Origin of the sequence: Mesorhizobium sp. M0152 (assembly GCF_040322415.1) — a bacterium.
GTDB lineage: Bacteria > Pseudomonadota > Alphaproteobacteria > Rhizobiales > Rhizobiaceae > Mesorhizobium.
This window is the reverse complement of the sequence record NZ_JAMYTH010000013.1, coordinates 1-11934: the sequence shown is the minus strand read 5'-3', so window position 1 is coordinate 11934 and position 11934 is coordinate 1. Positions and strand designations below refer to the sequence as shown.

Below are 11934 nucleotides of genomic sequence, written 5' to 3'. Positions count from 1 at the left end.
GATACGAAGGACCGGCGCCGCTGGAGATCCCGCGGCGCCGGCTATGCAGCCTATTGGTCAGCCTTGGTCTGGCCCATGATTTCCTGCGCGGTGAAATTGATGCCGCAAGTCGGGAAGGAATTGCCTACGAAGAAATTGTCGGACTGATCGGGGAAGAAATCCTGACCTGCCTTGAAGTTCGGATCCTCGACGATCGCCAGCGGCAGCTTGACCGACTGCGGCACGACGTTGCCTTCGAGTGCCGAGATCGCCGTCTTGATGGCGACCGCCACCTGCGCCGGGCCGGTACCGGCCGACGAGCATTTCAGCCCGTCCGCGGCATGAGCGGCGCAGAATTTGCGGAAACCGTTTTCCGTTTCGCCACCGAACGGCACGAAAGGCTGCTTGGCGTCGATCATCGCCTGCACGATGCCGGTGTCGCCGCCCTGTCCGGTGACGCCGTCGAAGGGGCCATTGGTGGCGATGGCATCGGCCGAAGCCTTCTGTGCCACGCCGTCATCCCACTTGCCGACGACTTCGGTGACCTCCCACTTCTTGCCGGAAGCGTCGAGAGCCTCGTGGATGCCGTTGTGACGGTCGGTGTCGACCGATGTACCGGCAACACCACGCACTTCAAGCACTTTCCCGCCGTTCGGCACATGCTTGATCAGCCAGTTGCCCCACAATTCGCCAAGCCCTTTCTGGTCGACGTTGACGTTGATGGCATCCTTGGTGTCGAGAATATTGTCGAAGGCAACCAGCACCACGCCGGCTGCCTTGGCGCGCTTGATCACTGGTCCAAAGGCCGTCGGATTCTGCGCGTTGACGACGATCGCGTCGTAGCCGGAATCGATGAAGTTGTTGATCGCCGAGATTTGCGCCGGCACATCCTCGCCGGTTGAAACGACCTTGAATTCCTTCAGCTTCGCGGCGACGTCCTTCTGTGCCGCATAGGCCTTCGCAGTCTGCACCATCTGGATGCGCCATGTGTTGGCGATGTAGCCATTGGCGAGCGCGATACGGTATGGGCCGGCCTTCTTGGGGAATTTGAAGAACTGCGTATCGGCGGCCCAAGGCGCGAAGCAATCAGGCTCGGCAGCCGGACCCTTGACGACTTCAGGGCCCGCGGCAATCGCAGATGAATTCAACATGACGAATGCAGTGGCGGCAACGATGCCACCGATAAGTGACTTGATCATCGATATTCCTCCCAGTTGCAGTTCTGATTATTGTTCGCTGTGCTTCGGTTCAAACGTTTGGCAAAGCCCCTCCAGCCTTAGCCTACCCGTGCATTTCCAAGCGGCTGGTCGCCGACCTGATCCCCTCCTTCGTCGTTCTTCAAGCGAAAGCTAAAACTATCATATTATCCATAATCGACAAGCGCATTCTGTCGCTTATGTATAATAAACAGGCTCTGACCAGCCACCCCCCGGTTCCGGGCAGGAAAAATGGTAGCGCTACCATCAAGCCCTGTAAAGCGTCATTTCACCGGCTCGAAACCCGTGTTCAACGCGCCGTGCTCTCGCGGCGCTTGAGTTCAAAGCCCAGGTCAACGACCCGCTGTTCCGGCCTGTCGCCGGCGATCGCCGCCAGTGCCATGGCCACCGCCTGCCGGCCGATCTCGTAGCGAGGGGTGCGGATGCTGGTGACCGAGGGAAAGGCCACCTGCATCATGTCGAGGTCGTTGAAGCCGACGATGCCGATCGTTTTCGGTACGTCGATCGAGGCGCGATGGCATTCGAACAGCACACCGAGCGCGATGTCGTCATTGTTGCAGAACACGCCGTCCAGCGTCGGCATCTTGGCCAGCGCGTCGCGAAACAGTTCGCGCCCGAGCGATACGCTGGACAGGACAGGCGTGGTGGTGACCAAACGCGGATCGAACAGACCGGCCTTGTCCATCGCCGCGCGGTAGCCGGCAAGGCGGCGCTGCGAACGCGGGTCCATGCGCGCGCCGATGAAGCCTATGCGCCGGTAACCCGCCTCGATCAGATGCTCGGTCGCCGTCCTGCCGCCGTCGAGATGCGAAAAGCCGACCATCATGTCGACGGGATCGGACCCGGTCTCCATCACCTGAACCACCGGGCAGCCTGCATTTTCCAGCAACTTCCGCGAGGTCGGCGTCTGGTCGATCCCGGCCACGATCAGTGCCGCCGGCCGCTGTGGCGCGAACACCTGCAGCAGCCGCTCTTCCTCGATGCCGGAATAATGGGTGTTGCCAAGCTGGATGCGGAACGGGCTGTCCGACAGGCTGTCATAGATGCCGCGCAACACCTCGGCAAAGACGTTGTTGGTGAGCGAAGGCACCAGGACGCCGAACACTTCGGCGCGCGCCGACGCCAGTGCCCGCGCATTGGGGTCCGGAACATAGCCGAGTTCGTCGACGGCGGCCTCGATCTGGCGGCGCAATTCCTCCGAGACGCGGCCGGGATCACGCAGCGCGCGCGACACCGTGATGGCGCCGACGCCGGCCTTGCGCGCGACATCGGCAATGGTCGGGCGGCCGCCGCCCCGGCGCGAGCGCGGCTTGATCAAGAATATAGTCCACGCGGCGGACCGAAACCGCTATCCGCTCGCAAAACCATGTTCAGCGTCTTTGCCATTGTCGCCATGCCAGACCGGCCTGTTGCCGCACCCGCTCGCCTACTGGCGTCGCGCAGCCTTGGGTGGTTGTCAAGCCGAGCGGCCGACCGCAATGCAGCAAGCAGGGCCTCAAGCCATCGCCGCGGCGCGGCCTCTCGCCTTCCACAGCAACAGCCCGATCGCCAGTATGTTGAGCAGGTTCCAGGCAATGCCGTTGAGGAACGCCGCGGCATAGGAGCCGGTCAGGTCGTAGATCCAGCCAGACATCCAGCCACCGATCGCCATGCCGAAGATGGTCGCCATCATGACGATGCCGATACGCTGGCCGGCCTCTTTCGCCGGCATGTATTCGCGCACGATGATCGCATAGCAAGGCACGATGCCGCCTTGCGACAGGCCGAACACCAGCGACACGACATAGAGCGAGACGAGCCCGTCGAACGGGATGTAAAACAGCAGCGACAGGCATTGCAGCACCGAACCGATGAGCAGGGTTTTCACGCCGCCGATACGATCGGCGAGAAAGCCCGAGGCAAGCCGGCTGACGACGCCCGCCGCCATCATGATCGACAGCATGTCGGCGCCATGCGCCATGCCGTAGCCGAGATCCATGCAATAGGCGACGATGTGCACCTGCGGCATCGACATCGCCACGCAGCAGCCGAGGCCGGCGACGATCAGCAGCACTTGCAGCGCCACCGGAGACAGCGAGATCGAGTGCACGGGCCGGCTTCCCGGCGAGCCGGCGGCGGCCGCGACCGGAGCGCCGCGCCGCAGCATCAGCACCAGCGGCACCATGGTGACCAGGCAGAAGACACCGATGGCCGCATACGTGAAACGCCAGCCTTCCGCGTTCATCAGCGTCGGCATGATGGTTGGCCAGAACGCTCCGGCGAGATAGTTGCCGGCCGCGGCCGCGGTCACCGCGACACCGCGCCGGCGGTTGAACCAGTGCGAGATATCGGCGATCAAAGGGCCAAAGATCACCGAGGTGCCGACACCGATCAGCACCCCTTGGGCAAGGGTGAATTGCAGGATCGAGGTCGATAGCGCCGCGAGCAGGAGGCCGGCGGCGAGCGCGACCGAGGACAGCAGCGCCGGGATCCAATAACCAATGCGATCGATGGCGCGGCCGACCAGCACGTTGCCGGCGGCGAAGCCGACCATGGTCGCGGTGTAGGGCATCGAGGCCGCGGCGCGGTCGACGCCGAACTCGGCCTGCACGGCGGGCAGCACCACGACGACGGCCCACATGCCGACGGCACCGATCGTCGCCAGCAGGATCGAGATGGCAAGCCGCAGCCAGGCATAGCCGCTGTCGATGCCGGGGGCAGGCCGGCTGATGTCGGTTCGGGTCAAGGGCGTTTCCTGTCGGCGGTCTCGGAGATCGGCTGCCGTTTCGGCCACTATCGGCGGATTCCTGGAGCGCAGCAGCGCCACATTGGGCAAATCCGTGGTTCCAGAACCAGGCGGGAACCGACGCCAGACTGCGGAGTTTTCAACGGGAAAACCCGCAAAGGAGTCCAGCCGTGACCGCCGCCAGGAAAAAATGGTCGGCCGAGGTGACCGAGCACAGCAACGCGATGGATTTGGAGGAACACGTCTTCGAGTCCGACGACGCGAGGAAGATCGCCGCCTCTCTCAAGCGCTCCGCCGAGCACAGCCATCGCCGCAAGGCCGAGCCGTTCCAGTCCGCCATGTCGATGCTGAATTTCTACATCAACCGAGCCGGCAAGAACCTGCCCGCCAAGCGCAAGCAAGTGCTTGAGGACGCCAAGGACGAGTTGCGCGTCGCTTTCGGCCGGCAGAAGGAAGATTAGCGCGGCCATGCCGCAAACGATGGGCTCGCTACCGTGACCTGATCACGCCGTCGGTGTTGGCCAGCAGCTTGCGCACCGCCGCGCGCGCGGCGTCGGGGCGCTGCAGGCGGATGGTTTTCTCGATCGCCTCATGCAGCTTCTGTGCATGGTTGAGATCGTCCACGGCCCGCGTGGTGTAGGCGAAAAGATGATCGAAGGCGGATTCGATCAGCACGCCAAGCGGCACCAGCAGGTCGTTGCCCGAGGCCCGCAGGATGGCGAGGTGAAAGCGCGTGTCGGCGCGCGTGCGCTCCTGGAGGCTCGCCGCCTCCCCCATTTCGCGGCAGGCCTGGCTGATCTCGGCCATCTGCTCGTCGGTCCGCCGCATGGCGGCAAAGGCAGCCGCTTCCGGCTCGATGATATGGCGGAACTCCTGCACGGTCTTCAGGAACACTTCGCGGTCCGGCGACGTCGCGTACCAGGCCAGCACATCGCGGTCCAGCAGGTTCCAGCGCTCCTTCGGCTCGACCCAACTGCCGATCTTGGGGCGCGACGCCAGCAGGCTCTTGGCCATCAGCATCTTGATCGCCTCGCGCACCGCCGAGCGGCTGACGCTGAAGGTCTCCGACCACTTGGCTTCGTTGGGAAGGATGGTGCCGGGTGGATAATCGCCGCGCACGATCCGCAGACCAATCTCGCTGGCCAGCGACGTGTGCACGTTGGCACCGGGAATGCGGGCCGCGTCGGGCCGGCGAACTCCCGTCGGGCGCTCGGTGCCTGCCGCTTTCGGCGGCGATTCTTCCTTGTTCGGCTTCGCGTCCCGCATGAACTCCAGAAAGTCCGGTTTCACGAAGCTGTCAAGCGCGGCGAGCGGCTTGACGCGCAAAGCCGCCCGCTGTGCACAGATCAACCCGATCCGCTCCCGGCGTCAGCCATTTTTGACGTATTTGCGCCAGCTGTGCTCCGGGCGGAAACCAAGCAGATCCCGCGCCTTGCGGTTCGACAGCAGTGTCTCGAAGTCGCCGAGTTCGGTCTTGACCGGCACGCCGGGATAGAACCGCCTCAGGAGTTCGGCCGTCGGCAGGTCTGACGAGGTATCGTCATTGGCGGCGTTGAAGACCTGGTAACCCAGCCCATCCTTCTCGACGGCGCGTAGCGTGATCTGGCCGAGGTCGCGCGCATCGATATAGCTCCAGGCGATGCGCTTGCGGAAACCGGGATCGGCGAACCATTTCGGGAACAGCGAATATTCATGCGGCTCGATGACGTTGCCGATACGCAAGGCATAGATGTCGGTGCCATTGCGCTGCGCGAAGGCGCGTGCCGTCTTCTCGTTGACGACCTTGGACAGCGCATAACTGTCCATCGGATCGACGTCATACTCCTCGTCGAGCGGAAAATAGTGGGGGTCGCGCGGTTCGTTGGCGAACACCAGCCCGTAGGTCGTCTCGCTGGAGGCGATGATCACCTTGCGGATGCCGAGCTTCACCGCTGCCTCGATGACATTGTAGGTGCCAAGCGCATTGATGCGGAACACCTCGTTGTCGGGCGTGATCATGATGCGCGGTATGGCGGCGAAATGCACCACCGCATCGACCGGCTGGGGACGCAGCGACGGATCGAATTCGTGCAGGCCCATATAGCTCGACAATGCGTTGAACACCTGCCCGCTATCGGTGATGTCGGTGATCAGGGTGCGCACCTTGGGATTGTCGAGCGGCTTGGTGTCGATGTTGAGCACCTGGCAGCCCTGCTCCACCAGATATTGCACGACATGGCGCCCGGCCTTGCCGCTGCCGCCGGTGAACATGATCCGTTTCGTCATTCTGGCCTCCACGAAGTCGCTGGGATCCATGTGTATTGTCAGACAACATTGCATTCCGCAACCGCGTACGGCTAAAACAGCGGCGGCATTATCGATAATCGTAAAACAGGACACACAGCATGAGCACGACTGCCCCGCGCGAGACGATCGGCTTCATCGGCCTTGGCCTGATGGGGCATGGCATCGCCAAGAACATCGTCGACAAGGGCTACGCCCTGACCTTTCTCGGCCGCAGGAACCGCAAACCGGCGGAGGACTTGCTTGGCCGGGGCGCCAGGGAAGCGCCGACGTCACGCGACGTCGCGGCGGCATCGGAAATCGTCTTCATCTGCGTCACCGGCTCGCGTGAGGTCGAGGCCATCATCCGCGGCCCCGCCGGCCTCAGGGAAGGCTTGAAGAAGGGCTCGGTCGTCATCGATTGCTCGACCTCCGATCCGGTCTCGACCGTTGCGCTTGCAGCCGAACTCAAGGCGCTCGGCATCGACTATGTCGACGCGCCGCTGAGCCGCACGCCGAAGGAGGCCTGGGAAGGCACGCTCGACGCCATGGTCGGCGCGCCCGACGCCGTCTTTGCCAGGGTGAAGCCGGTGATCGAAACCTGGGCCGGCCGCATTGTCCATATCGGCGACACCGGCGATGGCCACCGCATGAAACTGCTCAACAATTTCATCTCGCTCGGCTACGCAGCACTCTATTCCGAAGCGTTGGCGCTAGCTGAGAAGGTTGGCATCTCGCCACCGCGCTTCGACAGCGTCATCCGCAACGGTCGCATGGATTGCGGCTTCTACCAGACCTTCATGCGCTGGACGCTGGAAGGCGACCGCGACGCCCACAAATTCACCATCGCCAACGCCTTCAAGGACCTGACCTATCTGGAGTCGATGGCGGGTGCGGCCGGCATCGCCAACCCGCTCGGCAATGCCACCAAGAACGCTTTCGCCGGTGCCCACGCCACCGGTCCCGCGGAACAATTCGTGCCGATGCTGGCGACGCATATCGGCAAGGTCAACGGCGTCGACCTGATGCCGACGAAGGACGGAAAGAAGCAGACGATTTGAGGGGCAGTTCTGCTAACCGCCCCGGTCGGCGCCGCCCCCCTGTCGGCAACTCCCCGGTGAGGTAGCGCCAGTCTAGCATATGAACTGTCGCCAACTACCGCGTTGAGCGCCCGATCCCGTCATCGGTGTCGGCGAGCAGCTTGTGGACGGCGCTGCGCGCCGCGGCGGGTCGCCGCAGGCGGATGTTCTTCTCGATCGCCTCGTGCAGCTTCTGCGCCCGCCGCTGGTCGCCGACCTGGCGCGTCGTGAAGATGAAGAGGTGGTCGAGTGCGGACTCGATCAGCACGCCGAGCGGCACCAGAAGATCGTTGCCCGACGCCCGCAGGATGGCCAGGTGAAAACGCGTGTCGGCGCGGATGCGCTCCGGCAGGCTGGCCGCCTCGCCCATTTCGCGGCAGGCCAGGCTGATCTCGGCCATCTGCTCGTCGCTGCGCCGCACCGCGGCAAAGGCGGAAGCTTCCGGCTCGATGATATGGCGGAACTCCTGCACGGTGCGCAGGAACGTTTCTCGGTCGGGCGCGGTCGCATACCAGGCAAGCACGTCGCGATCGAGCAGGTTCCAGCGCTCCCTGGGTTCGACCCAACTGCCGATTTTCGGCCGTGAGGCGAGCAGGCTCTTGGCCATCAGCATCTTTATCGCTTCGCGCACCGCCGAGCGGCTAACATTGAAGGTTTCCGACCATTTGGCTTCGTTGGGCAGGATGGTTCCCGGCGGATAGTCGCCGCGCACGATCCTGAGACCAATCTCGCTGGCCAGCGAGGCATGCACGCTCGACCCTGGGAAGTGCGGGGCATCTGCCCGGCGCACTGCCGGACTGCGGCTGGCTTGTGCCTTGGCCTGGCTGGCTTGTTTCTCTGATTTCGCGTCCGGCATCCACGTTCCAATGCGTCGGCCCAATGCGTCGGCCATGTCTGTTCCGGGCCCTGTCCGGAACTGTCGGGTCCGCCGATCCCGTCGCCGAAAATCCGAACTGCGGGCTAACGATAGCCGGCGCCGCTGCCCCGAAAGATGGGTTCCCCGGTTAATTTGTATAAGGGGCGTGGCCCCTTAGGACGGGCGCCCCGGAACGAGACCTACTTCTGGATGCAGGTGTCGACCGTGTCCTTGGTGCATTCGTCGAGGCCGGTGAAGACCGGATCGTCGACCTTCTTGCCCTCGACCAGGTCGATCATCACCGACGGAGCCTTGTAGCCCATTTCGAACGGCCGCTGGCCGACCAGTGCGGTGACGAGGCCGTCCTTGGCGATCGCCACCTCGTCGCCGATCGTGTCGGCGGCACCGATGACGAAGTCATTGCTGGCCAGCCTGTCCTTGAGCGGTCCGACCAGATCGCGATAGGGCTGCGGCGCACCGAACAGCGGCCACCCGCCCATGATGCCGAACGCATCGAGCTTGGGATTGGCGGCAAGAATGTCGGTCATCGCCTGCACGCCCTTGGCACCGTCGTCGTTGGTGAACACCGGACAGCCGGCGACCTCGGTCCAACCGCCTTCGCCGGCAAGTGTCGCGACGCCTTCCTTGCCCGTCAGCGCATCGCGCATGCCTTGCGCGCGGCGCAGGATGTTGTCGGCCGCCGGGTTGCCCTCAATGGTGCAGATCGTGCCGCCATTCGGCTTGGCCTTCTTGATGTACTCACCGATCTTGTGGCCCATCAGGTAGTTGTCGGTGCCGAGATAGGTCTTGCGCAGCGCCGCATCTTCCTTGGCGAGATCCGCGTCGAGGGTCATGATCGGGATGGTCGGATTGGCGGTCTTGATCGTCTGCGCGATCAGCGGCGCGTTGGACGGCGAAATCGCCATCGCCACGGTGTCGGCCTTGCTCAGCATGTCCTGGACGATCTGCGCCTCGCCGGCCTCGTCCGAAGTCGATGCCGGACCGGTATAGAAGCACTCATATTCCGAGCTGGCGTTTTCCTTGTTCCACTTTTCGCAACCCTGGTGGATGGCCTCGAAGAACGGATTGTCGAGACCTTTCACCACGATGACGAGTTGCTTCTTGGCCAAGGCCGGCCCGGCGCCCAGCGCCATGGCGGCGACGGCGGCAAGCAAAACTGTTTTCCTCATGTCAGTCCTCCCTTTGAAACAGACGAGCACGGCGTGCCCGCCACACAAACCGGCTGAATGCGAGGTGACAGAACTCGTTACGCGAGTGCTCGTGCCGCCAAGCCAGGCCGATAAGCATTTCCAGATGCGACCGGCCGGCAATGCGCCCGCACGATCGATAATCTCGTAGCCGGTTGCGTCACCACAGTGGCGTCAGGGCCGGCACGTCTTCCTCCGATATTCAGCTAATAACGGCTTGCCGCCAACGTCAATGCTATTTGTCCTACAAAACAGATTTTTCCTGACGGTCCCGCCCCATTCGTCCGACAATTGCACATTCTTATTCATCAGACAATTGACGCCCGCATGGCCATTTGCGTAAAAGAGGCATCGCTGTTTCCGGGAGGATCTGGGAAGCGCGAACAGGAGCTGGCGCCCGTCTTCGGCGCATGGCCAGGCAGGGAGGCAAAAGGCTGGTGGCGGTTCTCGAACTCACCAATATCTCGAAGCATTTCGGCGCCATCCAGGCGGTCAACGACGTGTCGCTATCGATCGAACCCGGACAAGTCGTCGGCCTGATGGGCGACAACGGCGCCGGCAAGTCGACGTTGGTGAAGATGATCGCGGGCAATTTCCGCCAGAGCCACGGCACGATGCGCATGGACGACAAGGAGTTGATCCTGCACAAGCCGGTCGAAGCGCGCCAGCACGGCATCGAGATCGTCCACCAGGATCTTGCGCTCTGCAACAATTTGACCGCGGCGGCCAACGTCTATCTCGGCCGCGAGCTGCGCAAGGGCGTCGGCCCGTTCCGCATCCTCGATTATGCCGCGATGTACAAGCGCGCCGGCCAGATCTTCGCCGAGCTGAAGTCCGAGACCCGCCCGCGCGACCTGGTCAAGCAGATGTCGGGCGGCCAGCGCCAGGCGGTGGCGATCGCCCGCACCATGCTGTCGCAAGCCAAGATCGTGCTGATGGACGAACCGACGGCGGCGATCTCGGTCAGGCAGGTCGCCGAGGTGCTCAACCTGATCCGCCATCTGCGCGACCAGGGCATCGCCGTCGTGCTGATCAGCCACCGCATGCCCGACGTCTTCGACGTCGCCGATCGCGTCATCGTCATGCGGCGCGGCAGGAAAGTCGCCGACAAGACGATCGCCTCGAGCTCACCCGAGGAAGTCACAGGGCTCATCACCGGCGCCATCGAGCAGGTAGCATGACCAGCAAGCACCCGGATTTCACCGCGCCGGGCGGCATCGCCGCCGGCAGGAAAGGTCGATAATGGCAGTCACACTTGACCAGACGATCGCGCAGAAACAGCACACCCTCCTGTCGCGGATATTCTCCAGTCAGACTTTCTGGGTGGTGATCGCCGTCATTTTGGCCTGTATTTTCCTGTCGTTCGCCACCGACGCCTTCGCCACCTCGAAGAACCTCTACAACATCACCCGCAACATCACCTTCGTCGCCATCGTCGCGCTCGGCATGACCTTCGTCATCATCACCGGCGGCATCGACCTGTCGGTCGGCTCGGTGCTGTGCCTGTGTTCGATGGTGCTGGCCGTCACCATGCATGCTGGCTATTCGATCGAGGTCGGCATACTGGCCACGGTTGCCACCGCGCTCGTCATCGGCGCCTTCAACGGCGTCCTGATCGCCTATCTCGGCTTTCCGCCCTTCGTGGTGACGCTCGGCATGCTGTCCATTGCCCGCAGCCTGGCCATGGTCGCCTCCAACAACACGGTCGTCTTCCAGTTCGGGCCGGACCACGACAAGTTGCTGGCGCTGGGCGGCGGCGCCTGGGTATTCGGCATCGCCAATCCGGTGCTGTACATGATCCTTCTGGCGCTGATCACCGGCTTCATTCTGCGCTGGACCAGGTTCGGCCGTCACATCTTCGCCATCGGCGGCAACGAGCATGCGGCGACGCTGACCGGTGTTCCGGTGCGCCAGATCAAGGTCGCGGTCTACATGATCTCGGCGCTTTCGGCGGGCATTGCCGGCATCATTCAGACCGGATGGCTGGGCGCCGTCACCACCAATCTCGGCACCGGCATGGAATTGCAGGTGATCGCAGCCACCGTCATCGGCGGCGCCAATCTGGCCGGCGGCGTCGGCACCGCCTTCGGCGCCATTGTCGGCGCGGCGCTGATCGAGGTGATCCGCAACAGCCTCGGCCTGCTCGGCATCAATGCCTTCTGGCAAGGCACCTTCATCGGCGGCGCCATCCTGATGGCAGTGCTGTTCGACCGTATCCGCAATTTCAGGCGCAGCGATTGACGCCCAAGCATCCAAGGATGCGCTAGCGCCGCCCCTCATCCGGACAAGGCGTCCTTCTCCCGTCACCATACAGGGAGGTGAGGAGTGGTCCATGCAGTGGACGAAAAGCCAATTGCTTGGCTTTTCGAACGACGAACGCCGGCAGGCGAATGACGGGCGGCGCCAGCCCTCGGATTTAGCCGTAAATGTGCAGATGGATCAAAAGAACGATCTTCCGTTCCAACACCTATCGTTCAGTCTGAAAATCCACCCGCGCGGCTCATGACGAACGCCTCCCCCACACAGGGCAACGAGTCCAGGTTAACGGGCTTGGAGTGCGGCCATGAGGTAGTCGGTGTCCCAGGTCGCGAGTTTACGCTTGCCCTTG

The 11934-nt window shown here is 63.3% G+C and carries 12 protein-coding genes; 5 read left to right on the top strand and 7 right to left on the bottom strand.

Features of this window, described 5'->3' with window-relative positions:
• Positions 1–50: 50 nt before the first annotated feature.
• From NKJ26_RS15310 to NKJ26_RS15300, 3 genes are all read right to left on the bottom strand, one after another.
• A complete protein-coding gene (locus NKJ26_RS15310) occupies positions 51–1178 on the bottom strand; it encodes a sugar ABC transporter substrate-binding protein (protein ID WP_352696036.1) in 1128 nt (375 codons plus the stop codon).
• 307 nt (positions 1179–1485) lie between these two features.
• Complete coding sequence (gene gntR / locus NKJ26_RS15305) at positions 1486–2514, bottom strand: HTH-type transcriptional regulator GntR (RefSeq protein ID WP_352696035.1); 1029 nt, start codon at positions 2512–2514, stop codon at positions 1486–1488.
• Positions 2515–2691: 177 nt separating this feature from the next.
• A complete protein-coding gene (locus NKJ26_RS15300) occupies positions 2692–3921 on the bottom strand; it encodes an MFS transporter (RefSeq protein WP_352696034.1) in 1230 nt (409 codons plus the stop codon).
• A gap of 224 nt (positions 3922–4145) precedes the next feature.
• Between NKJ26_RS15300 and NKJ26_RS15295 the strand changes: the two genes are divergently transcribed.
• Positions 4146–4382, top strand: coding sequence for a DUF3175 domain-containing protein (locus NKJ26_RS15295; RefSeq protein WP_502903113.1), 237 nt, complete (start codon positions 4146–4148; stop codon positions 4380–4382).
• Positions 4383–4410: 28 nt separating this feature from the next.
• Here NKJ26_RS15295 and NKJ26_RS15290 read toward each other — a convergent pair whose 3' ends face one another.
• Entirely contained in the window at positions 4411–5187 is a 777-nt protein-coding gene (locus NKJ26_RS15290; protein WP_352600874.1) for a FadR/GntR family transcriptional regulator, read from the bottom strand.
• 102 nt (positions 5188–5289) lie between these two features.
• Complete coding sequence (locus NKJ26_RS15285) at positions 5290–6186, bottom strand: NAD-dependent epimerase/dehydratase family protein (protein WP_352696033.1); 897 nt, start codon at positions 6184–6186, stop codon at positions 5290–5292.
• Between the two features lie 119 nt (positions 6187–6305).
• Between NKJ26_RS15285 and NKJ26_RS15280 the strand changes: the two genes are divergently transcribed.
• Positions 6306–7244 (top strand): NAD(P)-dependent oxidoreductase, encoded by a 939-nt coding sequence (locus tag NKJ26_RS15280; protein ID WP_352696032.1) that lies wholly within the window; start codon positions 6306–6308, stop codon positions 7242–7244.
• A 94-nt stretch (positions 7245–7338) separates the two neighbouring features.
• Here NKJ26_RS15280 and NKJ26_RS15275 read toward each other — a convergent pair whose 3' ends face one another.
• Positions 7339–8118, bottom strand: a complete 780-nt coding sequence (locus NKJ26_RS15275) for a FadR/GntR family transcriptional regulator (RefSeq protein WP_352600872.1) — start codon at positions 8116–8118, stop codon at positions 7339–7341.
• A 200-nt stretch (positions 8119–8318) separates the two neighbouring features.
• Complete coding sequence (locus NKJ26_RS15270) at positions 8319–9308, bottom strand: sugar-binding protein (protein WP_352600712.1); 990 nt, start codon at positions 9306–9308, stop codon at positions 8319–8321.
• A 455-nt stretch (positions 9309–9763) separates the two neighbouring features.
• Here NKJ26_RS15270 and NKJ26_RS15265 point away from each other — a divergent pair, with 455 nt between their 5' ends.
• The 3 genes from NKJ26_RS15265 to NKJ26_RS15255 all read left to right on the top strand — a co-directional run bounded on the left by NKJ26_RS15265 (position 9764) and on the right by NKJ26_RS15255 (position 11832).
• Positions 9764–10507 (top strand): ATP-binding cassette domain-containing protein, encoded by a 744-nt coding sequence (locus NKJ26_RS15265; protein WP_352600710.1) that lies wholly within the window; start codon positions 9764–9766, stop codon positions 10505–10507.
• Between the two features lie 61 nt (positions 10508–10568).
• A complete protein-coding gene (locus NKJ26_RS15260) occupies positions 10569–11567 on the top strand; it encodes an ABC transporter permease (RefSeq protein WP_352600708.1) in 999 nt (332 codons plus the stop codon).
• 91 nt (positions 11568–11658) lie between these two features.
• Entirely contained in the window at positions 11659–11832 is a 174-nt protein-coding gene (locus NKJ26_RS15255) for a hypothetical protein (RefSeq protein WP_352600706.1), read from the top strand.
• Positions 11833–11934: the final 102 nt, after the last annotated feature.